The following is a 25,106-nucleotide window of genomic DNA, read 5'->3' as shown; positions in this document are numbered from 1 at the left end:
TCGGGGAGACGGAGTGCGTCGCCCGCTTCCCCGAGCGCGGCGAGCGGCTGCCGGGGGCACCGTACGGCCCCGTCGGGCACGGCCGGGTCGACGACCCGTACCCCGTACAGATGCGCCTCGCCCCGGTTCACGAGCCGGTACCGCTTCACGACCCGGGCGCCGGCCCGTACCGCCGGCGGCCGTGCCGCGCTGTCGGAACGCCCGTTCACGGTGACGGTCATCCGCAGTGCCCCGTCCCCGGCCCCACCGGCCCACGCGGCGGTTCCGGGCAGCGCGAGCAGCACCACCACCAGCAGCCCCCCGCTCACCCGACGGCCGTAATGGTCCGATGATCTGCCCGCACGCTTCATGCGCCCCATGCCACCGTCGGCCCCCGGCCCGCCCCACCCCGGGACACGCCCCGGCCCCCCACCCGGCCCCGGTTTTCCACCCGTACGGCACCCTTGAACCATGAACGACTCCGCGCCCACCCCCGCGCCCCGACGTGCCCGTGTCCGTGCCCCCGAGCTGATCGGCAAGGGCGGCTGGCTGAACACGGGAGGCAAGGAACTCACTCTCGCCGATCTGCGAGGAAAGTGCGTTATTGTTGACTTTTGGACGTTTTGCTGTGTGAACTGCCTGCACGTCCTCGACGAGCTGCGGGACCTGGAGGAGAAGCACCGCGACACCCTCGTGATCGTCGGGGTGCACTCGCCCAAGTTCGTGCACGAGGCCGAGCACCAGGCCGTCGTCGACGCCGTCGAGCGGTACGAGGTGCACCACCCGGTGCTCGACGACCCGGAGCTCGCGACCTGGAAGCAGTACGCCGTGCGGGCGTGGCCGACGCTCGTCGTGATCGACCCCGAGGGGTACGTCGTCGCCCAGCACGCCGGTGAGGGGCACGCCAACGCGATCCGGACGCTCGTCGAGGAGCTGGAGGCCGAGCACGAGGCCAAGGGGACGCTGCGGCGCGGCGACGGGCCGTACGTGGCGCCCGAGCCGGTCGCGACCGATCTGCGGTTCCCCGGGAAGGCCGTCACGCTCCCGTCCGGGAACTTCCTCGTCTCCGACACCACCCGGCACCAGCTCGTCGAGCTGGCCGAGGACGGCGAGACCGTCGTGCGGCGGATCGGCGAGGGCGTCTTCCGGGAGCCGCAGGGGCTCGCCCCGCTGCCGGACGGCAGGATCGTCGTCGCGGACACCGTGAACCACGCCCTGCGCACGTACGACCCGGAGAGCGGGGCGATCGAGCTCGTCGCCGGCACCGGGAAGCAGTGGTGGCAGGGGTCCCCGACCTCCGGCCCCGCCCTCGAGGTCGACCTGTCCTCGCCGTGGGACGTCGCCTGGTGGCAGGGCAGGGTGTGGATCGCCATGGCCGGTGTCCACCAGCTGTGGACGTACGACCCGGCGAGCGGGACCGTCGAGGTCGCGGCCGGGACGACGAACGAGGGGCTCGTCGACGGGCCCGCCGCCGAGGCCTGGTTCGCGCAGCCGTCCGGGCTCGCGGCCACCGAGGACCGGCTGTGGATCGCCGACTCCGAGACCAGCGCCCTGCGCTGGATCGACACGGAGGGAGTCGTGCACACCGCCGTCGGGACCGGGCTCTTCGACTTCGGTCACCGTGACGGCGCCGCCGACCAGGCCCTCTTCCAGCACCCGCTGGGCGTGACCGCCCTGCCCGACGGCTCGGTCGCCGTCTCCGACACCTACAACCACGCCCTGCGCCGCTACGACCCCGCCACCGGCGAGGTCACCACCCTCGCCACCGATCTGCGCGAGCCCAGCGACGCGGTCCTCGTCGGCGGCGACATCGTGGTCGTCGAGTCCGCCCGGCACCGGCTGACCCGGCTGCGGCTGCCCGAGGAGGCCGTCCAGGTCGAGTCCGCCGCCTACCGGACGCAGCGCGAGGCCACCGAGGTCGCCCCGGGCCGGCTCCGGCTCGACGTCGTCTTCCAGGCGCCGACCGGGCAGAAGCTGGACGAGCGGTACGGCCCCTCGACCCGCCTGCTGGTCTCCTCGACCCCGCCGGAGCTGCTGCTCGGCGGCGAGGGCACCGGGACGGACCTCTTCCGGGAGCTGGACCTGAACCCCGAGGTCACCGAGGGCGTGCTGCACGTCTCCGCGATGGCCGCGTCCTGCGACGACGACCCGGCGAACGAGTACCCGGCCTGCCACGTCCACCAGCAGGACTGGGGCGTCCCGGTGAAGGTCACGGCCGACGGCGTCGCCCGGCTGCCGCTGATCCTCGCGGGCATGGACGCCTGACGGAGGGACCCGGGCCCGTCTTCCGGTTCACGCCGGCCCGGCCCGGCCCGGTCCGGAAGACACCCCCTACCGCACGATCCCCTGGTTCCTGGACGGGCGCCCCGCGGCCCCGTCCAGGCATCCCTCCACCCAGGCCGCCGGGTCGTGCGCGGCCCTCTCGCCGCCCATGCCCTGCCGCTCCATGAGCGCGCACTCGCCGGCGAGCAGCGCCTTCGTGCGCGAGCCGTCGGTGTCGTAGCCGCGGATCCGGGAGGCCTGGACGAAGCCGCCCTCGTAGGCGATGTCCGTGCCCCACGGCGGTCGTTCGTCGTACGCGCCGATCAGGACGCCCGCCGCCGCCGTGGCGAGCACGACGGCGACGGTGAAACCGGCGGCGAACTTCCCCCGCGGGGGGCCCTCATGACGATGCATGAGGACGACGCTGCCAGGCGGGGGCTTTCGCGGATGTTTCCGCCGGTGGGGGTCAGCCCTCCAGGAACGCCACCAGGGCGTTCGCGAGGAGGTACGGGTCGTCCGCGCCGCAGAGTTCGCGGGCGCTGTGCATGGAGAGGATCGCGACGCCGATGTCGACGGTCGAGATGCCGTGCCGGGCGGCGGTGATCGGGCCGATCGTGGTGCCGCAGGGCATGTCGTTGCTGGAGACGAAGGACTGCCAGGGCACCCCCGCCTTCTCGCAGGCGGCGGCGAAGACCGCGCGGCCGCTGCCGTCGGTGGCGTACCGCTGGTTGACGTTCACCTTGAGGATCGGGCCGCCGTTGACGCGCGGGTGGTGCGTCGGGTCGTGGCGCTCCGCGTAGTTGGGGTGGACGGCGTGGCCGGTGTCGGAGGAGAGGCAGACCGTGCCGGCGAAGGCGCGGGCCCGGTCCTCGTAGGAGCCGCCGCGGGCGTAGACCGAGCGCTCCAGGACGTTGCCGAGGAGGGGGCCCTGGGCGCCGGTGTCGGCCTCGGAGCCGTTCTCCTCGTGGTCGAAGGCGGCGAGGACCGGGATGTACGGGAGGTCGCCGCGGCCCGCGAGGGAGGCGAGCGCGGCGACGCCGGCGTGGACGGAGATGAGGTTGTCCATGCGCGGGCCGGCGAGGAGTTCGCGGTCGCGGCCGAGGTAGGCCGGGGCGTCGACGGCGTGGACCATGAGGTCCCAGCCGCTGACGTCCTCGGCGTCGACGCCGGCCTCGGCGGCGACGAAGGAGATCAGGTCGCCCTCGTGGACCTGGCCGATGCCCCAGATGGGCTGCATGTGGCGCTGGCGGTCGAGCTTGAGGCCGTCGTTGACCTGGCGGTCGAGGTGGATGGCGAGCTGCGGGACGCGCAGCAGCGGCCGGTCGACGTTGACGAGGTGGTGGCTTCCGTCGCGGAGGGTGAGGCGGCCGGCGAGGCCGAGGTCGCGGTCGAGCCAGGTGTTGAGCAGGGTCCCGCCGTAGATCTCGACGGCGACCTGGCGCCAGCCCTGGGCGCCCATGTCGGGCTGCGGCTTGACTCGCAGGTTGGGGGAGTCGGTGTGGGCGCCGACGATCCGGTACGGGGTGTGGGCGGCGGCGCCCTCCGGCACGTACCAGGCGATGATCGCGCCGCCGCGGATCACGTACTTCCCGCCGGACGTCCCGTCCCAGGCCGCGGTCTCCTCGACGCGGCGGAAGCCGACCTTCTCGAGCCGCTCGGCGGCGCTCGCCACCGCGTGGTACGGCGAGGGGGAGGCCGTCAGGAAGGCCATCAGGTCGTCGGTGTGGCCGCGGTCGAAGGGGCCGGCGGTGGGGCGGGAAGCTGCGCTGCTCATGGGGTTCACCTTACGCAGGAACCGAAATGCGAAGACGGGTCCCCGGAAATGGGGGAACCCGGGTCCGGGGCGAGGTGGCGCCGGGTCCGGGGTGGGGCGAGGCGGGCCCGGGGTGGGGCGGCGCCGGGCGGGCAGCAAGAACGGCCCGCCCCCCTCCCCGGGGACGGGCCGTTCCGTCAGGACGTGGCGCGTCTTAGAACGCGGCCTCGTCCAGGTCCATCAGCGAGCCGTCGACGGCCTCGGCCAGCGCGCGCTCGGTGGAGACGCCGGGCAGGACGTTGGCGGCGAAGAACTTCGCGGCCGCGATCTTGCCCTGGTAGAAGGCGACGTCCTTGCCCGTGGCGCCCTCGGCCAGCTTCTCGGCGGCGACGGCCGCACCGCGCAGCAGCAGGTAGCCGACGACGACGTCGCCGGAGGCGAGCAGCAGGCGGGTGGTGTTGAGGCCGACCTTGTAGATGTTCTTGACGTCCTCGCCGGTGGCGGTGAGGTCGGTGATCATCTTGCCGACGATGGCCTCCAGGTCGACGGCGGCCTTGGCGAGCGCGTCGCGGGCGCCGGCCAGCTCCTCGCCGCCGGTGCCGACCGCGAGGAACTTCTTGATCTCCTCGGACAGCGCGTTCAGGGAGGCGCCCTGGTCGCGGACGATCTTGCGGAAGAAGAAGTCCTGGCCCTGGATGGCCGTGGTGCCCTCGTAGAGGGTGTCGATCTTGGCGTCCCGGATGTACTGCTCGATCGGGTACTCCTGCAGGAAGCCGGAGCCGCCGAAGGTCTGGAGCGACTGCGCGAGCTGCTCGTAGCCCTTCTCGGAGCCGTAGCCCTTCACGATCGGCAGGAGCAGGTCGTTGAGGCCGTGCAGCGCCTTGGCGTCCTCGCCGGCCGCTTCCTTGACGGCGATCTCGTCCTGCACGGAGGCCGTGTAGAGGACGAGGGAGCGCATGCCCTCGGCGTACGCCTTCTGCGTCATCAGCGAGCGGCGGACGTCGGGGTGGTGCGTGATGGTGACCTTGGGCGCGGCCTTGTCCATGAAGTTGGCCAGGTCGGTGCCCTGGACGCGCTCCTTGGCGTACTCCAGGGCGTTGAGGTAGCCCGTGGAGAGGGTGGAGATCGCCTTCGTGCCGACCATCATGCGGGCGAACTCGATGATGAGGAACATCTGGCGGATGCCGTCGTGCTTGTCGCCGATCAGCCAGCCCTTGGCGGGGTGCTTGTCGCCGAAGGTCATCTCGCAGGTGTTGGAGGCCTTGAGGCCCATCTTGTGCTCGACGTTGGTGGCGTAGACGCCGTTGCGCGCGCCCAGCTCGCCGGTCTCCCAGTCGAACTCGTACTTCGGGACGAGGAAGAGGCTCAGGCCCTTGGTGCCGGGGCCGGCGCCCTCGGGGCGGGCGAGGACGTAGTGGAGGATGTTCTCCTCCATGTCGTGCTCACCGGAGGTGATGAAGCGCTTGACGCCCTCGATGTGCCAGGAGCCGTCCTCCTGCTGGATGGCCTTGGTGCGGCCGGCGCCGACGTCCGAGCCCGCGTCGGGCTCGGTGAGGACCATGGTGGAGCCCCAGCGCTTCTCGACGGCGATCTGCGCGACCTTCTTCTGCGCCTCGTTGCCCTCGTTGTAGAGGATGCCGGCGAAGGCCGGGCCGGAGGAGTACATCCAGATGGCCGGGTTCGAGCCGAGGAGCAGCTCCGCGTAGGCCCAGATCAGGGAGCGGGGGGAGACGGTGCCGCCGATCTCCTCCGGGATGCCCAGGCGCCAGTACTCGGACTCCATGAAGGCGTTGTACGACTTCTTGAAGGTGGCGGGGACGGGCGCGGTGTTGGTCTCCGGGTCGAAGACCGGCGGGTTGCGGTCGGCGTCGGCGAAGGACTCCGCGAGCTCGTTCTCGGCGAGGCGGCGGATCTCGTCGAGGATGCTCTTGGCGGTCTCGACGTCCATCTCCTCGAACGGCCCGGTGCCGTACACCTTGTCGCGGCCGAGGACCTCGAAGAGGTTGAACTCGATGTCGCGGAGATTCGACTTGTAGTGCCCCATGGCGACGGCTCCGTAAGGCTCGGGGAGGGAGGTTTCCTCGTACACGTACCAGCGAGTAGCAACACGCTCTCTCCGATGATGCTACCCACCGGTAATAAGAAGCAACCCCTATCCGTCCATCTGTGACGTCCGCGACGTCCGTGACGTCAATCGCCGTCGTCAAGGAGGGGAGGGGGCTCGCCGATGCGCGGGTGAAGCTCCTCGACGAGGGGTGTGCTCTGCGCGACGGAGCCGATACTTTCCGTGACGAGCGCCCGCCGTGATCCTCGCGGGCGGCCACCCCCTCGTCGTCCGGATCGGGGACGCGCGGCGGATCGCGAAGGTCCACGCGTCCCCGAGCGGAGACGACGGCGCCCGCCTCCCGGACGACGGGGGGCGGGCGTCCGTGATGACGGGGGCGGGTGTGCGTGGCGACGGGCACGGGTGTCCGCAGCGCGTCGCGGGTCGTGCCGGGCCGCCGCTGCCGCGGAGCCGTCGAGAGGGTCCGTGCGGTGCGGAGGAGGGGGAGGGGAGTCCATGCGACTCCCCCGCGCCCCGCCGATCGATAGTCTGGGCGCATGTACGGCTACGACCAGAACCCGGGTGCCCAGCAGCAGTACGCGCCCCCGCCCCAGCAGGGGCAGTACGCGCCGCAGGGCGGTATGCAGGGCGGTATGCAGGCCGGCATGCAGGGCGGCGGCTACGCCCCGCAGCCGCCGCTGTACCCGGAGCCCTCGCCGCCCTCCCTCGCGGACGCCGTGCGCGCCTTCACGACCGGCACCCTGGCCGCCGAGGACTTCCAGCAGATCTTCGCGACCTCCAAGGTCTACTGCCCGCGCGGTGACAACCCCGGCTTCCTGGCCCTGCACAACACCCAGCAGCCGGTCATCCCGATGTTCACCTCGCTCAAGGAGTTGCGCCGGTACGCGGGCAAGGAGTCGAAGTACTTCGTGATCACCGGCGCCGAGGTGATCGACCTGCTGCCGACCGGCTACGGCTTCGTCCTGGACATGGAGGGCGACCACCGCATGGTCTTCGACGCGAAGGCCGTGGAGCAGATGGTCGACTTCGCGATGCGGCGGATGTACGGCTGACGGAGCGCGGCCGCACGGACGCGTACGGGCGGGCCCGGCGACCCTCGAAGGGGTGCCGGGCCCGCCCGTTCCTCGTGCGGCCTACTCCGCCGCGAGGTACTCCTGGTACTGGGCGGCATCGAGCAGGCCGTCCAGGGCGCCGGTGCCGGCGATCTCGATCTCGGCGATCCAGCCGTCGCCGTACGAGTCGGTGTTGACCAGCTCGGGATCGCTGTCGAGTTCGGGGTTCTTGGCGGTCACCCGGCCGGAGACGGGCGCGTACAGCTCGCTCACCGACTTGACCGACTCCACGATGCCGAGCGGCTCTCCCGCGTCGACGGCACGGTTCACGCTCGGGACGTCCACGAAGACGATGTCGCCGAGCTGCTTCTGCGCGAAGTCGGTGATGCCGACGCGGACGCGCCGGTCGCCCGTCTTCTCCACCCACTCGTGGTCCTTCGTGTACTTCAGGTGCTCCGGGCAGTACGACATGCGGGCTCCTTCGCGGGCCGTCGGGGTGCCGGGGGTCGGCCGCCCGGCGGAGACAGCGTGCCCGAGTGGCCGGGGGCGCGGGGACGTGGCTCACTCGGACGGGCGGGCGACTTTCGGCCGTCCGGGCGGGGTGCCCGGGAATGGCGCGGAACGATTCCGCGTTCCGGGTGGCAGAAAGTTCAGCGTTCAACTAAAGTGGTCGTACAAGGTCGCACCTAGGAGGTCCGGTCATGCCCGCTGTGACTGTCGAGAACCCGCTCACCCTGCCGCGCGTCGCCGCCCCCGCCGACGCCGTCTCCCGCCCCGTGCTCGCCGTCACCACGGCCCCCTCGGGCTTCGAGGGCGAGGGCTTCCCGGTGCGCCGTGCGTTCGCCGGGATCAACTACCAGTACCTCGACCCGTTCATCATGATGGACCAGATGGGTGAGGTGGAGTACGCGCCCGGAGAGCCCAAGGGCACGCCCTGGCACCCCCACCGCGGCTTCGAGACCGTCACCTACATCATCGACGGGACCTTCGACCACCAGGACTCCAACGGCGGCGGCGGCACCATCACCAACGGCGACACCCAGTGGATGACCGCCGGCTCCGGCCTCCTCCACATCGAGGCCCCGCCGGAGTCCCTCGTCGTCAGCGGCGGCCTCTTCCACGGCCTCCAGCTGTGGGTGAACCTGCCCGCCTCCGACAAGATGATGGCCCCCCGCTACCAGGACATCCGCGGCGGCCAGGTCCAGCTCCTCACCACCCCCGACGGCGGCGCGCTGCTCCGCGTCATCGCCGGCGAGCTCGACGGCCACGAGGGCCCCGGCATCACCCACACCCCGATCACGATGATCCACGCCACCCTGCGCCCCGGCGCCGAGATCGACCTGCCGTGGCGCGAGGACTTCAACGGCCTCGCGTACGTGCTCGCCGGCCGCGGCACCGTCGGCACCGACCGGCGGCCGATCCACACCGGACAGACCGCCGTCTTCGGCAAGGGCGGCGCGCTCACCGTCCGCGCCGACGAGAAGCAGGACGGCAACACCCCGGACCTGGAGGTCGTCCTCCTCGGCGGGCGGCCGATCCGCGAGCCCATGGCCCACTACGGCCCGTTCGTCATGAACACCCAGGCCGAACTGCGCCAGGCCTTCGAGGACTTCCAGGCGGGCCGCCTCGGCACGATCCCGGCGGTCCACGGCATGGGCGAGTAAGCGGTACGCCCCGCCCGCGGCGTGGGCGGACAAGCGGTACGCGCTGCTGACGGGCCGTCACCCGGACGGCCCGTCAGCGCGCGACGACACGCCGGCGGGCATGGTCCGGTGGTCGGGTGCAGCCGAGCCGAGCGCCCCTTCCTCCCGAGCCCCTGCTCCCCGAACCCGCCCGCCGGTTCGCCGCCTGGTGCGTCGTCCTGCTGCTCGCCGCCGGGGTCGCCGCCGTCTTCGTCTGGCTCTGCGTCGTCTTCAAGACGGCCGTCACCCCCGTCCTCCTCGCGGTCCTCGGCGCCGCCCTCCTCGGGCCGCTCCACCGGCGCCTGCTGCGGATGAAGGTGCGCAAGGGACCGGCCGCCGCACTCACCGTCGTCGCCGTCCTCATGGTCGTCGGCGGCGCCACGTACATCGTCGTCGTCGCCCTCATCGAAACCGGCGGCCAGATCATCGCCTCGCTCCGGCAGGCCGCCTCCGACATCGCCGACCACTTCGGCGCCGCCGGCACCTCACTCGACGACCTCGCCGGGAACGCCGAGAAACTCCTCAAGGAGTTCGGGGGCACCGCCGCCTCCGGCGTCATCAGCGGCCTCAGCGTCGTCGGCCAGATGCTCGCCACCGCCGTCCTCGCCCTGCTCCTCATCTTCTTCTTCCTCAAGGACTCCGACCGGGCCGCCGGCGCCCTGCGCTCCCTCGCCCCCCGCGGCACCGCCGACCTCGTCGAGGCCATGGCGCGCCGCGCCTTCGAAGCCGTCGAGGGCTTCATGCGCGGCACCACCTTCATCGCACTCGTCGACGCCGTCCTCATCGGCATCGGCCTGGTCGTCCTCGACGTGCCCGGCGCCGTGGGGCTCGCCGCCCTCGTCTTCGTCACCGCCTACATCCCCTACCTCGGGGCCTTCCTCTCCGGCGCGATCGCCGTGCTCGTCGCCCTCGCCGACCGCGGCTTCGTCATCGCGCTGTGGACGCTCGGCATCGTCCTGGCCGTCCAGGTCATCGAGGGCCACCTCCTGCAGCCCCTCGTCCAGAGCAGGACCGTGCAGATGCACCCGGCCGCGGTCATGCTGGCGATCACGGCCGGCGCGTCCGTCGCGGGCGTCCTGGGCATGCTGCTCGCCGTCCCGCTGACGGCCGCCGCGACGGGGATCCTGGGAGAGCTGCGGACGCGGTACGAAGCCGCTGCCGCGGAGGGCCCCGCCGCCGAGGGCTAGGCCGGGGCCATGCCACCCGGCTCGAACGAGGCCAGCAGCTGCTCCAGCGCCGCCTGGTCCGGGCCCACGAAGGGGTCCGAGTCCGGGACCGTCGCGAGCGTCTCCAGCATCCGGTCCGTCATCCGCACGGCCGGCGGCAGATGCGTGCACAGCACGATCTCCGGGTTCATCTCGGCCAGCGGCGCGAGCGTCGCCCGGTACTTCTCCGCGTCCACCAGGTGCACCCACGGGCTGTCGATCGTCGCCCAGAGCAGCTGCGCCCGCCGCAGCTCCTCCGGCTTCAGGTCGCCCGCGTGCCCGCTCTCGGCGAGCTCGGCGCTCGGCATCGGGCCGCCGAAGCAGTCCGAGCTGAAGCAGATCCGGGACCGGTCGTCGTAGAAGCCGACGGTGGCCGGGTTGTCGAAGAGCGGCGGCCGGAAGGCGTGCAGCGTCCGGTCGCCGACGTCGAGGGACTGGCCCGGGTTGAGGAAGTACACCCGGTCCATGGGCAGGGCCCGCTCGGTCGTCATGATCCCGAAGCCGAGGAAGGTCGTGATCACGCGCGCGCGTGGGGCGGCTTCGAGCAGGTCGAAGATCCCGCCGGTGTGGTCCCGGTCGGGGTGGGTCAGCCAGATCCAGCGGACGTCGGACGGGTCCACGACCCCGCTGAGCGTGGCGACGAAGTCGCGGTCGTCGACCGAGAGTCCGGTGTCGACGACCACGGGTTCGGCGGCGGTGAGGACGTAGGCGTTCGCGGGGAGGTGCCCGATGCCCGCGACCTCGAGACTGTCGGCGATCACCGTGGTGTCGCTGCCGACCTTGTGGGTGTCCATGACGCGCTCCGTGGTCCCCCCGGCGGCCGTACGACACCAGTCTGCGTCGGGGGGCGGGGCACGCGCACGGGGAGAAGCCCAGCCACACGCGGCCCGGCGCCCCCGCCCACGCGTGCGCCGCGCCCGACGGGACGGCGCCCTTCAGCGGCGCCTCCGCGTTCCGCGCCCGGACCCGCACCACGTTGCGCAGTGCACCTCGGGTGCGGGTTCAGGCGCGTGAGCCCCGGGCGCCGGCAAGGGCGCCGTCCCGTTGTGCCCGCCCTCCCCCAAGCTCTCGGCTCCGCTCGAGCAGGGGGGGACCCCCTCGCCCCGGCGGAACGACCGCCCACAACGGTGGGGGTGGGCGCCGCCCCAGTGGAACGAATGCCCACAACGGGGGCGGGACGCCCGCCGGAGGCTACCCGCGGTGGGCGCCCTCCGGCTCCGACTCCGGCTCGTTCAGTTCGAACCAGATCGCCTTGCCCTCGCCCCGCGGGTCCACGCCCCACGCGTCCGCCAGCATCCCCATCAGGACCAGGCCGCGCCCGCTCGACGCCATCTCGCCCGGGTGCCGCTTGTGCGGCAGCTCGTCGCTGCCGTCGGAGACCTCCACCCGCAGCCGCCGCGACTTCTCGCCGCAGGCGACCTCCGCCACCAGGAGCGCGTCGCCGTCGGTGTGGACGAGGACGTTCGTGACCATCTCGGAGACCATCAGGACCGCCGCGTCGAGCTGGTCCTCGTCGGACCAGTCGTGCAGCAGCTGCCGGACCTGCTCGCGCGCCTCGGCGATCCGTTCCGGCTCCGCCTGGGCGATCGTCATCAGGGTGCGGCGCGGGGCCTCCTGGACGGCCCCGGCGGGCCGGCGGGAGAGCAGCAGGACGGCGATGTCGTCCTCGCGGCGGTCGGCGAGCGGGCCCGTCGTGTGGTGCGAGCCGGGGCCGTGGACGGCCTCCACGAGGGCGTCGGCGAGCCTCTCCAGGTCGTCGCCGTCGTGGGACTCCAGGAGCGACCGTACGCGCTCCCAGCCGCTGTCCAGGTCGTGCCCGCCGGTCTCCAGGAGGCCGTCGGTGCAGATCATGAGGGTCTCACCGGGTTCCAGGGTGAGCCGGGTGGTGGGGTAGTCGGTGTCGGGGTCGATGCCGAGGGGCAGCCCGCCGGCCGTGGGCCTGAGGAGAACCGTTCCGTCGTTCATCCGTACCGCCGGGTCCGGATGCCCCGCGCGCGCGATGTCGACCGTCCCCGTCTCCAGGTCGACCTCCAGGTAGAGGCAGGTCGCGAAGCGCGGACCGCCGCCGTTCCCGTCGTCACCGTCCGTGATCCCGTAGAGGAAGCGGGAGGCGCGCGAGAGGACCGCGTCCGGCCGGTGGCCCTCGGAGGCGTACGCGCGCAGGGCGATCCGCAGCTGCCCCATCAGGCCGGCGGCCCGCACGTCGTGGCCCTGGACGTCGCCGATGACGAGGGCGATCCGGCCCGGGCCGCGGCCGCCGGCGCGGGAGGAGCCGCCGGGCAGCCGGATCATGTCGTACCAGTCGCCGCCGACCTGGAGTCCGCCGCCGGTCGGCACGTACCGCGCGGCGACCTGGATGCCGGGGATGCCCGGCCCGAGGACCGGCATCATCGTCCGCTGGAGGCCGAGCGACAGCTCGCGCTCGGACTCCGCCACGCCCGCGCGTGCGAGGGCCTGCGCGAGCATCCGGGCGACGGTCGTCAGCACCGACCGCTCGTCGGGCGTGAAGGCCACCGGGTGCTTGAAGGCCGCCATCCAGGCGCCCATCGTGCGCCCGGCGACGACGAGCGGCACGAAGGCCCAGGAGCGGCGGCCGAAGCGCTGCGCGAGCGGCCAGGTCATGGGGAAGCGGCGCAGGTACTCCTCCGGGGTCGGCAGGTAGATCGCCCGCCCGGTCCGTACGACCTCGGCCGCCGGATAGTCCGTGTCCAGCGACATCGACGAGAACGGCCCCTCGTCGCCCTCGCTGTGGCCGTGGTGCCCGATGATCGTCAGCCGTTCGCCCGCCACTCCGAAGACGGCGAGCCCGTCCGGCGAGAAGCCGGGCATCGACAGCGAGGCCGCCACCCGCAGCACCTCGGCGGTGGACCGCGCCTCGGCGAGCGCCCGCCCGGCGTCGAGGAGGAAGGCCTCGCGGGAGCGGCGCCAGTCGCCGGTGACGGGGGTGCGGGCGGCGGTGCCCGGCAGCTGCTCGGCGACCTCCTGGAGGGTGCCGACCAGCTGGTAGTCGTTCCCCTCGATGAGCGGCTTCGACCTGCTCCGTACGGTACGGATCACCCGTCCGTGCCCGTCCATGATGCGCAACCGGGCCTCGGCGAGGGTGCCCTCGGCGACGGCGAGGTTGACCACCCCGTCGATCTCGTTCCAGTCGACCGGATGAAAGCGGGACCGTACGGCCGCCTCACTGAGCTGCACGGGCTCGGCGGGCAGCCCGAGCAACCGGGCGGCCTCGGCATCGAGCGAGACGATCCCGGACGAGTTGTCCCAGCGCCACAGGCCGGTCGCGATCGCGGCCAGGACGTCCTCGGTGCGCATTGCCCCACTTTATGAATATCGGACAGCAGGTCGCCACCGAGGGTATTCGAGATGCGATCTTGGCCCGGCCGGTACTCTGGGTGGGTCTGCCCTCGTGTCCCGTGACATCTGTGACAGCGGTCACGGCCGGCGGCGACCCACCCCGAGATCCCGAAGACTGGATGAACGACGATGCATCGGTACAGGTCCCACACCTGCGGCGAGCTCCGCGCCTCTGACGTCGGCACCGACGTCCGGCTGAGCGGCTGGCTGCACAATCGGCGCGACCTGGGCGGCATCCTCTTCATCGATCTGCGCGACCACTACGGCATCACGCAGCTCGTGGCCCGGCCCGGCACGCCCGCCGCCGAGGTCCTGGACAAGCTGACCAAGGAGACCGTCGTCCGCGTGGACGGCAAGGTCGTCTCCCGCGGCGCGGAGAACGTCAACCCCGAGCTGCCGACCGGCGAGATCGAGATCGAGGCCGCCGAGGTCGAGGTCCTGGGCGCCGCCAAGCAGATCCCCTTCACCATCAACACCGACGACGGCGTGAACGAGGAGCGGCGCCTGGAGTACCGCTTCCTCGACCTGCGCCGCGAGCGCATGCACCGCAACATCATGCTGCGGTCCGCCGTCATCGCCTCCATCCGCTCCAAGATGGTGGCCCTCGGCTTCAACGAGATGGCGACCCCGATCCTCGCCGCGACCTCCCCCGAGGGCGCCCGCGACTTCGTCGTCCCGTCCCGCCTGAACCCGGGCAAGTTCTACGCGCTGCCGCAGGCGCCGCAGCAGTTCAAGCAGCTGCTGATGATCTCCGGCTTCGACCGGTACTTCCAGATCGCGCCCTGCTTCCGCGACGAGGACGCCCGCGCCGACCGCTCGCCCGGCGAGTTCTACCAGCTCGACGTCGAGATGAGCTTCGTCGAGCAGGAGGACGTCTTCCAGCCGATCGAGAAGCTCATGACGGAGCTCTTCGAGGAGTTCGGCGGCGGCCGCCACGTCACCTCGCCGTTCCCGCGGATCCCGTTCCGCGAGTCGATGCTGAAGTACGGCAACGACAAGCCGGACCTGCGCACCGACCTCGAGCTCGTCGACCTCACCGACGTCTTCGAGAACTCCGAGTTCAAGGCCTTCGCCGGCAAGCACGTCCGCGCCCTGGCCGTCCCGAACACGGGCGACCAGCCGCGCAAGTTCTTCGACTCCCTCGGCGACTTCGCGGTCTCCCTGGGCGCGAAGGGCCTGGCCTGGGTCCGCGTCGGCGAGGGCAACGCCCTGACCGGCCCGATCGCCAAGTTCCTCACCGAGGAGAACGTCAAGGTCCTCACCGAGCGCCTGGGCCTCCAGCCCGGCCACGCCGTCTTCTTCGGCGCCGGCGAGTTCGACGAGGTCTCCAAGATCATGGGCCCGGTCCGGGTCGAGGCCGCCAAGCGCGCCGGCCAGTTCGAGGAGAACGTCTTCCGCTTCGCGTGGATCGTCGACTTCCCGATGTACGAGCGGGACGAGGAGACCGGCAAGATCGACTTCTCGCACAACCCGTTCTCCATGCCGCAGGGCGGCCTGGAGGCCCTGGAGACCCAGGACCCGCTGGACGTCCTCGGCTGGCAGTACGACATCGTCTGCAACGGCATCGAGCTCTCCTCCGGCGCCATCCGGAACCACGAGCCCGAGATCATGTTCAAGGCCTTCGAGATCGCGGGCTACTCCCGCGAGACCGTCGAGGCCGAGTTCGCGGGCATGCTCCGCGCCTTCGAGTACGGCGCCCCGCCGCACGGCGGCATCGCCCCGGGCGTCGACCGCATCGTGATGCTCCTCGCCGACGAGCCCAACATCCGCGAGATCATCGCCTTCCCGCTCAACGGCAACGGCCAGGACCTCCTGATGGGCGCCCCGACCGAGCTGGACGAGGCCCGCCTGCGCGAGCTGAACATCCAGCTCCGCAAGCCGGTCGAGAAGAAGGTCGTCACGGAGGACCGCCCGATCACGGAGTCGGTCCACCCGGACGCGGCGCGGTAAGCCTCCCGCTCCTGCGGCAAGGGCCCGGAATCCTCACGGATTCCGGGCCCTTCGGGCATGAGGCCCTGCCTTCGCGGTGAACCGCGCTCAAGGAAGGCGCGGGACGAGTTCCATTCAGACCAGGGTTTCCCGGAAAGTCGGGTCATCGCCTTGCAGGAGTTCGCGTAGGGAGAGCAGCGGAGTCAGCATGTTCTTGATCCGGCGTAGTCGCAGCATCTGCTCCCGGGACGCTGATCGCCATCCTTCGGCGAGCCGTGCGACTGTATCCGGCGATGCTTCCAGACTCCGGAGTACATCCGAGCAAAGAGCGGAAAGGTCCCGAGCGGTGTCAGTGCCGCTGATCCCGAATTCCCGGATCATATAGGCGCGCACGTGGGCGGAAGCGGCCGGCGCCCGCTGTGGCGCCTGGCTCCGCTCCTTTCTTGCGATGGCGGCGAGCGCGAGATGTCCCCAAGGAAGCCGGACTTCGTCCGAGAGGTCGGCGGACTGCATGCCACCGACAGCGAAATCGCGCATCTGTTCCCAGTGCTCCGGTGGGTGGACCTCCGAAGTAGTTTCCACCGTTGCCGGCGATTTCCGCCTCCGCCGGTGGAAGGGGATTCGGGCCGCAGGGTCGGTGGGCCACGGTCTTGCGGCACTGTGCGCGGTCGGGGGCGTCTTTGTCAGGTCGTGGGCCATGCCCCGTGGCGCTCCGAAGCCTTACCCGGCGATCGCGCTGAATCTCCGCAAGGACCCGAGGTAGTCGTTCACCGCCCCGTCCCCGGCCGGGAGGCGGGACAGGTCCTCTTCGGCGAGCTTGCGCGCGGGGCGGAGGACCGCGCGTGCGAGCTCGTCCAGGTCGGCTGTGCCCAGTGCCTTCCTGCGCGCCGACACCGTCACCCGTCCGTTGCGCGTGCGACGGAAGTCGAGCCGGAACGACGTGGCCACACCCGTGAAGGAGGCCACGCTCGCGCCGCCGAACAACTGCCTGAGGGAGTCGAGCAGGAGCGGCACGGAGAGGTGGATCATCATGCCCTGGTCGGGAACGTGGCCGACCGACGTCGCCGTGCCCCTCTCTCCCTCGCAGCGCATGTCCCCCAGGTCGAAGCCGGAGGGTTCACCCTGCTCCGGGCGTACGGAGAAGCTCAGCTCGATCACGCATTCCGCCTCTGTCCGTGCCGGGGTGCCCGACGACCGATCTTGCCCCCGCTCCGGGTTCCCGCGTACGGCAGCCGCCGCAGTCGCCCGGTTCGGAGCCTCTGTAGGCGCGATCGCAGGTGTCGCAGTTCTGGAGCGGGTGCCGGGCGGCCGGCTCCGGCGGGCGGAAGGGTGGCAGGGGTGGGAGTTGAGCGTTCAGCCGGTGGGCCAGGAGGGCGGCCGGGCGGCGGAGGGGTTCCGTCGGGAGACCGAAGGTCAGGACGCGGCGTACGGCGTCGGGCGTGAGCTCGCGTTCCAGCCAGGCGACGACTCCCGGGGCGAGGTGTTCGGCATCAGTGGCCGAGAGATACAGGCGGGGGTCCTCGCGGCGCAGGCCGACCAGGATGTCGAGGGCCGTGACGAGCAGGTCCGGCGCCGGGTAAGCGGGCTGCGGCACGGCGGGCAGTGCCCGGGGCGGTCGTGCCTCCGCCTGGTGGGACGGGTGCTTCGGCTTGGCCGCCGGCCGAGGGGGCGGGGGCGTCGGTCCGGTCTCCGGGTGGTGGGCGGAGGGCTTCGGCTCGGTCTCGGGGCGGCGGGTGGGTGGCCTCGGATCGGGTGCCGGGCGGCGGGGCGGAGGCTTTGGCCTGGTCGCCGGAGCCTTGCCGCGGATCCGGGTCGGATGGTTGCAGGACACCGTGTGGGTCACCATCTGCCCCCTCTCGTCGCGTTCACGCGTACGCCGCAGGTAGCCGTACGCCTCCAGCTCGCGCAGTCCGGCGGCGATCCGCGTCGTCCCCTCGGGGAACTTGGACGCCAGCGTCTTGATGTCGGCCTGCTCCCCGGGCGGCAGTGACTGGATGTGCACGGAGAGGCCGATGGCCACCAGCGACAACTGGGCGTGCTGTGCGAGGTGGTTGCCGACCACGACGAAGCGGGTGGTGTGGGGGACGTTGTCGTGGACCACGCCGTAGGAGCGTGGGTGCGTGTGCTCTTGCGGGTGGTTCTCCGCGCGGTTGCGGGACGGGGAGGCGGTGCGCGCGCTAATCTCAGAAGTACCCATGGGGGAGCAAAGTGCCCTTTGTTTCCTCGTGGTCAGGCCCTCGCCCATGGGATGGCACTCCCGGCGAGGGCTGACTCATGTCTGGCGGCATATGCCGATTGCGCTGAGCGTAAAGCAGGCAACCCCACCCCAATCCAGCCCAGTTGGTGTCTTTCACCCGCATGGGTGAGCGCCTGCCGTGGGGCGGGAAGGGGTGGGGACCGGTGGGTTTGTTTCTTTCTCCTGTGGTTCTTGGAAAGACCGCCTGGCCCACCGAAGCCCGGTTTTCCGGGCTTCGGTGGAGGAGCCGTTTCCACAGGTCGGGACGCGGGTCAGGGGTGCTGCGGGTCGAGACCTGTGCACACTGTCCTCCGGGGCGCCGCCCGTCCGTTCGCCCGCACCGTGCCCGCGCCGCTTCGACTCCGGCGCCGCGGCGGCGTCCGGCCGCTCGCCCACCGGCGCCGGGACCCCGGGGCGGCGATCAGGTTCCCCGGCGCTCTTCGTCGAACCGATGCACGATGATCCATTGGTCGTACTCCTCGTCGGACACGGCGCACATCGTCCGCCCGTCCACGGAAACGGCCAGGAACTCCCTGAGCCCGGCGCCCGCCAGGAGGCGGGAGGGCAGGTCGGCCCCGACGAGGTCCTTCACGCGGATCCAGCCGATCTCGTGACTGCCCGGGCCCGGCGCCATCATGCAGAACTCGCCTTCGTCCGTGCAGAGTCGAGCGGACTTCGCGAAGGAATCCCACCGGCGGTCCAGTTCCGCCGCGGCATCGGGCCGCGCATGGCCGACCGTGGCGGCCGGCCTCACCTCGTACCCCGCCCAGGCGAAGTGGGCCCGGCGGGCATCGGGCAGCACGGGCGACCTGTCGAGGTCCAGGACCCGGAGGCCGCACGCTTCGAGCCTCCGGTACCAGTCGGGCGCCGGGTGGGACACGAGGACGTCTCCCTCCCGGAGCCGGTCGAGCGGTCCGCCGGAGAGGAGGACCGCGGCGCTGTGCGGGGGGTCGATGAATTCCAGGGACCGCCTGTACTTGTCGATGTCCTCCAGCGTGAGCGCGCCTTCGGGCTCCGCCGTGTCCTGATCCCGCTCCAGGACGAAGACCTGCCCGACTCGGGCGACGCCTGCGACGCAGCGGACGATGCAGATCCCTCCGTCGGCGTCGTCGCCCGGTTCCACCACCGAGTGGACCCGGAGCCTGCTGAAAAGGCCGGGGGCCTCGGACGTGGGCACGTGGTCCTCCCGGATCGATCTCCCGCTGCGGTCGCGACCAGGCTGACGCCGGGCCGGCGGGTCCGCAACGCGGTTTCCCGGGGTGCGTCACGTCCCGGCCTCGCGGCCCGACGGAAAGAAATTCTCCGGAGGCTGTCACACACCTCGTCCCGGCTCCGTCAGTGCGGTGTCCGGCTCGGTCGAGGCGGACACGGGAAGACCTGAGGAGCCGAGATGTTCGCCGAGATGTCCACCACCGCCGTCGTCGTCACCGCCGTCGCCGCGTTCATGGCCGGGTTCTCCGGGGCGTCGATCTTCGCCAAGGCCAAGTTCGTCGTCGAGCCGCTGGCCGGGTACGGCGTGCCGCGGTCCTGGTGGAACCTGCTCGGGGCCGCCAAGGTCGCCGGGGCCGTCGGGCTCGTCGTCGGGTTCTTCGTCCCCGTCATCGGGACCCTCGCCGCGATCGGGCTGATCCTGTACTTCACCGGAGCGGTGATCACCGTGCTGCGGGCCCGCGCGTACGGCCACGCCCCCTTCCCGCTCGTCTACATGGCGCCCGCCGTCGCCGCCCTGGCCCTGACCTGGTGACCCCCGCGCGGCACCGAGAAGGCCGCCGCCCCGGATCGACACCGGGACGGCGGCCTTCTTCGTACGGAAAGAGCCGTACGTCAGTCCTTCTTCGGGTCCTCCAGACGCGGGAACAGCACCGCGCCCTTCGTCACCGTCGCACCGGCCGGGAGCTGCCCCCACGTGCCCGCCGACTGGACCGGCTGGTCGGCCAGGGCGCCCAGGGACGCCTCGGCGCCCAGGGACTCCCACAGCGCCTGCGAGGTCTCCGGCATGATCGGGTTGAGGAGGACGGCGACCGCGCGGAGGGACTCCGCGGCCGTGTAGAGGATCGTCGCCAGGCGGGCCCGGCCCTCCTCCGAGTCGTCCTTGGCCACCTTCCACGGCTCCTGCTCCGTGATGTAGCCGTTGACCTGCTTCACGAAGTCGAAGATCGCCAGGATGCCGGCCTGGAAGTCCAGCTCCTCGCCGATCTTCGCGTCGGCCGTCGCGACGGCCTTCGCCAGGCCCTCGTGGACCGCCTTCTCCGCGTCGCCGTCGGCCGTCGACGCCGGCAGCTCGCCGCCGAAGTACTTGCCGACCATCGCCGCCACGCGGGACGCCAGGTTGCCGTAGTCGTTCGCCAGCTCGCTCGTGTAGCGGGCGGTGAAGTCCTCCCACGAGAACGAGCCGTCCTGACCGAACGCGATCGCCCGAAGGAAGTACCAGCGGTACGCGTCCACGCCGAAGTGCGAGGTCAGGTCCTGCGGCTTGATGCCCGTCAGGTTCGACTTCGACATCTTCTCGCCGCCGACCATCAGCCAGCCGTTGGCCGCGACCTTGCCCGGCACCGGCAGGCCCTGCGCCATCAGCATCGCCGGCCAGATCACCGCGTGGAACCGCAGGATGTCCTTGCCGATGAGGTGCACGTTCGCCGGGAAGGTCTCCTCGAACTTCGCCGGGTTCTCGTTGTACCCGACGGCCGTGGCGTAGTTCAGGAGCGCGTCGATCCACACGTAGATGACGTGCTTCTCGTCCCACGGCACCGGGATGCCCCAGTCGAAGGTCGAGCGGGAGATGGAGAGGTCCTCGAGGCCCTGCTTGACGAAGTTCACGACCTCGTTGCGGGCCGACTCCGGCTGGATGAAGCCCGGGTTCGCCTCGTAGAACTCCAGCAGCTTCGGGCCGTACGCGCTCAGCTTGAAGAAGTAGTTCTCCTCCTTGAGGATCTCCACCGGCTTCTTGTGGACGGAGCACAGCTTCGTGCCGTCCTCCGCCTCGATGAGGTCGCCGGGGAGCTTGAACTCCTCACAGCCCACGCAGTACGGGCCTTCGTACCCGCCCTTGTAGATCTCGTCCTTGTCGTACAGGTCCTGCACGAACTCCTGCACGCGGTCGGTGTGACGCTTCTGCGTGGTGCGGATGAAGTCGTCGTTCGCGATGTTCAGGTGCTCCCAGAGGGGCTTCCACGCCTCCTCGACGAGCTTGTCGCACCAGGCCTGGGGCGTCACGTTGTTCGCCTCGGCCGTGCGCATGATCTTCTGACCGTGCTCGTCCGTGCCGGTGAGGTACCACACCTTCTCGCCGCGCTGACGGTGCCAGCGCGTGAGCACGTCGCCTGCGACGGTCGTGTAGGCGTGGCCCAGGTGAGGAGCGTCGTTGACGTAGTAGATGGGGGTCGTGACGTAGAACGCCTTCGCCCCCTGCTTCTCGGATCCAGTGGCCGCCATGGTCGAAATCCTAACGGCCCGACGAAGATCCACTCACATCGATAAGACCGGGGGTGTGGATGATGAACGGCATGCGTGTACTCGTAGCCGAGGACGAGCGGGACCTCGCCGCGCTCCTCGCCACCGGCCTCCGCCGCGCCGGGTTCGCCGTCGACACCGTCCACGCGGGCGACGCCGCCCTGGAGCGGCTCGCCGTGGACGCGTACGACGTGCTCGTCCTCGACCGCGACCTGCCCCGCCTCCACGGCGACGACGTGGCCCGGCGGCTCGTCGCCGCCGGGTCCCCCACCCGGATCCTCATGCTCACCGCCTCCTCCGCCGTCGAGGACCGCGTCGACGGACTCGACCTCGGCGCCGACGACTACCTCGGCAAGCCCTTCGACTTCCCCGAGCTCGTCTCCCGCGTCCGAGCCCTCCGCCGCCGCTCCGCCCGCCCCGCCCTCCCGCCCCTCCTCGTACGCGACGGCCTCGTCATGGACACCGTCCGGCGGACCGCCGTCCGGGACGGGCGGGACCTCGACCTCTCCCCCAAGGAGTTCTCCGTCCTCCAGCTCCTCCTGGAGGCGGACGGCGCCGTCGTCTCCGCCGAGGAGCTCCTCGAACGCGCCTGGGACGCCCACGCCGACCCCTTCACCGGAGCCGTACGGGTCTGCATGAGCAAGCTGCGGGCCAAGCTGGGCGAACCGGGCCTCATCCGGACCGTGCAGGGCGTGGGGTACCTGCTGTGAGCCGCCCCGGGCTCCTCGGCGCCGGGTCCACCATCCGTACCCGCATCGCGCTCGTCTACGGAGGCGTCTTCCTCGTCCTCGGAGCGGTTCTGCTGCTCCTGGTGAACCTGCTGGTCAGAGCCGGTACCGACGCCGACGCCGACGCGATCGTCGCGCGGGCCGACGACTTCGCCGCCGTCGAGGCGTACCGGATCGGCGACGACGTCAGCCGGGCCGCCGGCGAGCAGATGCTCATGTGGTCCTCCCTGGCCCTGCTCGTCATGGCCTGCGGCGCCGTCGTCGTCGGCTGGTGGACCGCCGGGCGGGTCCTGCGGCCCGTCCACGAGATGACCGCCCGCGCCCGGCGGCTCTCCGAGCGGAACCTCGGCGACCGGCTGGCCGTGCGCGGGCCCGACGACGAGCTCAAGGAACTCGGCGACACGATCGACGCGCTGCTCGGACGCCTGGAGACCGCCTTCGACAGCCAGCGCCGGTTCATCGCCAACGCCTCCCACGAGCTGCGGACCCCGCTCGCCACCCAGCGCGCCGCGATCCAGATCGGGCTCGACGACGACTGCGACGTCCGGCAGGTCCTCCTCGACGCCAACCGGCGCAGCGAGCGCCTCATCGACGGGCTGCTGCTCCTCGCGCGGAGCGACCGGGGGCTCGCCGGGCCCGCCGAGCGGGAGGACGTGCGGCTCGGGGACGTCGTCGGGGAGGAGTGCCCGGACGCGTGCGTGGTCGCCGACGGCGGTGTCGTACGGGGGAGCCGGGTGCTGCTCGCGCAGCTCGTGCGGAACCTCGTCGCGAACGCCGTCGCCTACAACGTGCCGGGCGGCCGGGTCGGCGTCCGGGCCGAGGGCGGGGTCCTGACCGTCGTCAACACCGGGCCGGTGGTCCCCGCCGGAGACGTCGAGGGGCTCTTCGAACCCTTCCGGCGGGGGGAGGGGCGGGACCGGACGGGGCCCGGGGCGGGGCTCGGGCTCTCCATCGTGCGGTCGATCGCCGTCGCGCACGGCGGGGCGGTACGGGCCGTGGCGCGGTCCGCCGCGGAGGGCGGCGGGCTGGTGGTGACGGTGACCCTGCCGGTCACCGTCACCGCCGCCTCCGTCTCCGGCTAGAGCTCCAGGCCGGCGAGCAGGCCCCGGTAGAACGCCGCGTGCGCCGTCTCCACGGGGGTCGCGCCCGCGAAGTACGTCGCCGTACGGGGGGTGCCGTCGAGCTTCCGGAGGTAGTCGAAGGCCTTGTTGTCCTCCTCGCCCCAGACCACGAACCGCCAGTTCAGAGGCTTCTCGGCCGCCTCGGCGAGGGCCTGCGTCGCGGCCGTCTTCGACTCCGGGGCGCCGTCCGTCTGGAACACCACCAGGGCCGGGCGGGCCGGGTCCGCCTTCTCGTGGTGGGCGAGGACCTCCTCCACGGCACGGTGGTAGTTGGTACGGCCCAGACGGCCGAGGGTGCCGTTGACCTCCTCGATCCGGGTGGGGGTGAGGTCGGCGGGGGTCAGGTCGACCGTGCCGTCGACGTCCGTCGAGAAGAAGACGGTCGTGACCGTGGCGGCCTTGTCCAGGTGCGCCGCGAGTGCGGTGACCTGCTCGGCGAGCCGCTGCACGGAGCCGTCCTTGAAGTACCCGCGCATCGAACCCGACCGGTCCACCACGAGGTACACGGCGGCCCGCGCCCCCGTGAGCCCCTGCTTCTTGAGCTGCGCCCCGGCGGCCTTGTACGCGTCCGCGAGGTGCGGGGCGACGGCCTTGACGGCGGCGAGGGGGAGGGCGGGGGCGGTGGCGTCCGCGGTGGTGTCCGTGGTGCTGTCCGTCGCCGCGGCCTGGTCGGCCGGCTCGGCCACCTCGGCCACCTCGGCCGGATCGGTCTGGGCCTCGTCGGCCGCGACCTCGACGGCCTGAGCCTCCGGCTCGGCCGCCGCGACGGCGACCGGCTCGGCCGGGACGGTGGGCTCGTCCGTGACGACGGTCGCCTCCGGCTCGGCCGCGACGGCAGCCTCCGGCTCCGTCGCCTCCGGCTCGGCCGGGACGTTGGCTTCTGCCTCCGGCTCGGCCGGGACGTCGGCCTCGGCCTGCGGCTCGGCCGCGACGGCAGCCTCCGGCTCCGCCGCCTCCGGCTCGTCCGTGACGCTCGCCTCCGGCTCCGCCGGGTGCGTGTCGTCCGCGACGACCGACGCCTCCGTCTCGGCCTGGGCACCGGCGGGGGTTTCGGACGCGTTCGCGTCCGCGACGGCAGCCTCCGGCTCCGCCGCCTCGTCGGTCGGCTCGGTCCGCGGCTCGTCCGTGGCGTCGGCCTCCGCCTCGGCCTGGATCTCGTCGGTCGCCTCGGTGGTGGTTTCGGGCGCGTCCGCGTCCGTGGCGACGGCCGTCTCCGGCTCCGCCGTGGCGTCGGCCTCCGTCTCGGCCTGGGCCTCGTCGGCCGCCTCGGCGGGGGTTTCGGACGCCTCGGCGTCCGTGGCGACGACCGCCGCCTCCGGCTCCGCCTCGTCGGTCGCCTCGGCCTGCGGCTCGGCCGTGGCGACCGTCTCCGCTTCGGCCTCGTCCTCCGCCTGAGGGGCGGCCTCGGCCTGCGGCTCGTCCGCGGCGTCAGCTTCCGCCTCGGCCGCTTCAGCGGTGGGCTCCGTCGCTTCCTGCCGCTCGGCGGCGACCGCAACCTCGGCAGCGCCCGCGGTCGACTCCTCTGCGTCAGCCACGGCCACGGCCTCGGCGGGCTCCTCAGCCCCAGTCTCAGCCTCAGCCGGCTCCTCAGCCTCAGCCACGGCCTCGGCCGGCTCCTCTGCCTCAGCCTCAGCCACGGCCTCGGCCGGCTTCTCGGCCTCAGCCTCCCCCGCCTCCTCGGCGACCGCCTCCGCCGCCGGAGTCACCGAGGCCTCGGCGACCGGCTCCGCGGCCGCGGCGTCCTCCGCCGCAGCGGCGGCCGTCGCGCTCTCCGGCTCGGGAGCCGTCGTCGTCTCCCCGGCGGCAGCCGTCCTCGCCTTCGGGATCTGCGGATTGTCGAAGGCCGCCGCCACCAGGTCGTCCGCCGCTCGGCGGGCCGCGGTCTCCGGGGCCTCCCGGAGTTCCACCGCCTCCACCGTCTCCACGGCCTCCGCGGAAGCCGTGGTCTCCTCGGACTTCACGGACTCCGTGGTCTCCGGGGTCTCACGCGTCTGGGGCGGGACGGAGGTTGCCGGGGACTCCTCGCGGTCCCGGCCGAACACCTTGCGCAGCATGCTCCGAATACCCATGGGCGAACCCTTTCGCATGAGTGGGGGTGCAGTGTGAATGTCCGTACTGGGCGTTTCGGGACGTTCATCCCTGGCCAGGGCGGATACGTAAGGTTAGCGGCCGCCCCTTCCGCCTCCGGTGACCCGGTCGGCGTCGGTTGCCGGGCATTCATGCGTCGTTCACTCCGGCGCCGTCCCCGTGCAGATCTACGCCCATAGCGTCACCGCCGAAGCAATCC

21 protein-coding genes are annotated in these 25,106 nt (G+C 71.9%); 8 read left to right on the top strand and 13 right to left on the bottom strand.

Annotated features, from left to right (window positions below; all coding sequences use genetic code 11):
• Window positions 1-308, bottom strand: a 308-nt coding sequence (locus tag K7G60_RS29975) for a hypothetical protein (protein ID WP_225804106.1), incomplete at its 3' end; no start/stop codon positions are given.
• 142 nt (window positions 309-450) lie between these two features.
• Here K7G60_RS29975 and K7G60_RS29970 point away from each other — a divergent pair.
• On the top strand, window positions 451-2,244 hold the full coding sequence (locus tag K7G60_RS29970; RefSeq protein WP_225804105.1) for an NHL domain-containing thioredoxin family protein: 1,794 nt from the start codon (window positions 451-453) through the stop codon (window positions 2,242-2,244).
• 66 nt (window positions 2,245-2,310) lie between these two features.
• On the opposite strand, the gene K7G60_RS29965 is transcribed toward K7G60_RS29970, so the two are convergent.
• From K7G60_RS29965 to K7G60_RS29955, 3 genes are all read right to left on the bottom strand, one after another.
• The gene (locus K7G60_RS29965; RefSeq protein WP_225804104.1) at window positions 2,311-2,655 is read right to left on the bottom strand and encodes a hypothetical protein; all 345 of its coding nucleotides are present in this window, start codon (window positions 2,653-2,655) and stop codon (window positions 2,311-2,313) included.
• Window positions 2,656-2,707: 52 nt separating this feature from the next.
• Window positions 2,708-4,015, bottom strand: coding sequence for a M18 family aminopeptidase (locus tag K7G60_RS29960; protein WP_225804103.1), 1,308 nt, complete (start codon window positions 4,013-4,015; stop codon window positions 2,708-2,710).
• Window positions 4,016-4,208: 193 nt separating this feature from the next.
• Window positions 4,209-6,038, bottom strand: coding sequence for an acyl-CoA dehydrogenase (locus K7G60_RS29955; protein ID WP_225804107.1), 1,830 nt, complete (start codon window positions 6,036-6,038; stop codon window positions 4,209-4,211).
• A 557-nt stretch (window positions 6,039-6,595) separates the two neighbouring features.
• Here K7G60_RS29955 and K7G60_RS29950 point away from each other — a divergent pair.
• Window positions 6,596-7,111 (top strand): SseB family protein, encoded by a 516-nt coding sequence (locus K7G60_RS29950; RefSeq protein WP_225804102.1) that lies wholly within the window; start codon window positions 6,596-6,598, stop codon window positions 7,109-7,111.
• Between the two features lie 81 nt (window positions 7,112-7,192).
• On the opposite strand, the gene gcvH is transcribed toward K7G60_RS29950, so the two are convergent.
• The gene (gene gcvH, locus K7G60_RS29945) at window positions 7,193-7,582 is read right to left on the bottom strand and encodes a glycine cleavage system protein GcvH (protein WP_225804101.1); all 390 of its coding nucleotides are present in this window, start codon (window positions 7,580-7,582) and stop codon (window positions 7,193-7,195) included.
• 230 nt (window positions 7,583-7,812) lie between these two features.
• Between gcvH and K7G60_RS29940 the strand changes: the two genes are divergently transcribed.
• On the top strand, window positions 7,813-8,775 hold the full coding sequence (locus K7G60_RS29940; protein WP_225804100.1) for a pirin family protein: 963 nt from the start codon (window positions 7,813-7,815) through the stop codon (window positions 8,773-8,775).
• A gap of 116 nt (window positions 8,776-8,891) precedes the next feature.
• Window positions 8,892-9,980 (top strand): AI-2E family transporter, encoded by a 1,089-nt coding sequence (locus tag K7G60_RS29935; protein ID WP_225804099.1) that lies wholly within the window; start codon window positions 8,892-8,894, stop codon window positions 9,978-9,980.
• On the opposite strand, the gene K7G60_RS29930 is transcribed toward K7G60_RS29935, so the two are convergent.
• A complete protein-coding gene (locus K7G60_RS29930; RefSeq protein ID WP_225804098.1) occupies window positions 9,977-10,792 on the bottom strand; it encodes an MBL fold metallo-hydrolase in 816 nt (271 codons plus the stop codon). The genes K7G60_RS29935 and K7G60_RS29930 overlap by 4 nt on opposite strands.
• A 397-nt stretch (window positions 10,793-11,189) precedes the next feature.
• Window positions 11,190-13,313, bottom strand: a complete 2,124-nt coding sequence (locus K7G60_RS29925; protein ID WP_225804097.1) for a SpoIIE family protein phosphatase — start codon at window positions 13,311-13,313, stop codon at window positions 11,190-11,192.
• A 171-nt stretch (window positions 13,314-13,484) separates the two neighbouring features.
• On the opposite strand from K7G60_RS29925, the gene aspS reads away from it, so the two are divergent.
• Window positions 13,485-15,305: an aspartate--tRNA ligase gene (gene aspS, locus K7G60_RS29920; protein WP_225804096.1), complete on the top strand. Its 1,821-nt coding sequence runs from the start codon at window positions 13,485-13,487 to the stop codon at window positions 15,303-15,305.
• 114 nt (window positions 15,306-15,419) lie between these two features.
• Here the strand turns inward: aspS and K7G60_RS29915 are convergent, their stop codons facing one another.
• The 4 genes from K7G60_RS29915 to K7G60_RS29900 all read right to left on the bottom strand — a co-directional run bounded on the left by K7G60_RS29915 (window position 15,420) and on the right by K7G60_RS29900 (window position 18,697).
• Window positions 15,420-15,821: a hypothetical protein gene (locus K7G60_RS29915; protein WP_225804095.1), complete on the bottom strand. Its 402-nt coding sequence runs from the start codon at window positions 15,819-15,821 to the stop codon at window positions 15,420-15,422.
• A 183-nt stretch (window positions 15,822-16,004) separates the two neighbouring features.
• Window positions 16,005-16,442 carry a hypothetical protein gene (locus K7G60_RS29910; RefSeq protein ID WP_225804094.1) on the bottom strand — a complete coding sequence of 146 codons (438 nt, stop codon included), beginning with the start codon at window positions 16,440-16,442 and terminating at the stop codon, window positions 16,005-16,007.
• Window positions 16,402-17,481 (bottom strand): helix-turn-helix domain-containing protein, encoded by a 1,080-nt coding sequence (locus K7G60_RS29905; protein ID WP_225804093.1) that lies wholly within the window; start codon window positions 17,479-17,481, stop codon window positions 16,402-16,404. Before K7G60_RS29905 ends, K7G60_RS29910 begins: the two co-directional genes overlap by 41 nt.
• Window positions 17,482-17,941: 460 nt before the next feature.
• Window positions 17,942-18,697 (bottom strand): hypothetical protein, encoded by a 756-nt coding sequence (locus K7G60_RS29900; RefSeq protein ID WP_225804092.1) that lies wholly within the window; start codon window positions 18,695-18,697, stop codon window positions 17,942-17,944.
• A gap of 213 nt (window positions 18,698-18,910) precedes the next feature.
• Between K7G60_RS29900 and K7G60_RS29895 the strand changes: the two genes are divergently transcribed.
• Window positions 18,911-19,264 carry a DoxX family protein gene (locus tag K7G60_RS29895; RefSeq protein WP_225804091.1) on the top strand — a complete coding sequence of 118 codons (354 nt, stop codon included), beginning with the start codon at window positions 18,911-18,913 and terminating at the stop codon, window positions 19,262-19,264.
• Window positions 19,265-19,344: 80 nt separating this feature from the next.
• Here K7G60_RS29895 and metG read toward each other — a convergent pair whose 3' ends face one another.
• Window positions 19,345-20,952: a methionine--tRNA ligase gene (gene metG / locus K7G60_RS29890; RefSeq protein ID WP_225804090.1), complete on the bottom strand. Its 1,608-nt coding sequence runs from the start codon at window positions 20,950-20,952 to the stop codon at window positions 19,345-19,347.
• Window positions 20,953-21,023: 71 nt separating this feature from the next.
• On the opposite strand from metG, the gene K7G60_RS29885 reads away from it, so the two are divergent.
• Both K7G60_RS29885 and K7G60_RS29880 read left to right on the top strand, forming a co-directional pair.
• On the top strand, window positions 21,024-21,680 hold the full coding sequence (locus K7G60_RS29885; protein WP_225804089.1) for a response regulator transcription factor: 657 nt from the start codon (window positions 21,024-21,026) through the stop codon (window positions 21,678-21,680).
• The gene (locus K7G60_RS29880) at window positions 21,677-22,780 is read left to right on the top strand and encodes a cell wall metabolism sensor histidine kinase WalK (protein WP_225804088.1); all 1,104 of its coding nucleotides are present in this window, start codon (window positions 21,677-21,679) and stop codon (window positions 22,778-22,780) included. The genes K7G60_RS29885 and K7G60_RS29880 overlap by 4 nt, the downstream gene beginning before the upstream one ends.
• On the opposite strand, the gene K7G60_RS29875 is transcribed toward K7G60_RS29880, so the two are convergent.
• Entirely contained in the window at window positions 22,777-24,888 is a 2,112-nt protein-coding gene (locus tag K7G60_RS29875; RefSeq protein ID WP_225804087.1) for a VWA domain-containing protein, read from the bottom strand. The two genes, K7G60_RS29880 and K7G60_RS29875, sit on opposite strands and share 4 nt — an antisense overlap.
• Between the last annotated feature and the right edge of the window lie 218 nt (window positions 24,889-25,106).

Source organism: Streptomyces sp. NK15101, from assembly GCF_020400725.1.
Classification (GTDB): domain Bacteria; phylum Actinomycetota; class Actinomycetes; order Streptomycetales; family Streptomycetaceae; genus Streptomyces.
The sequence above is the reverse complement of the archived record's forward strand: the minus strand, read 5'-3'. Positions and strand labels throughout refer to the sequence as shown.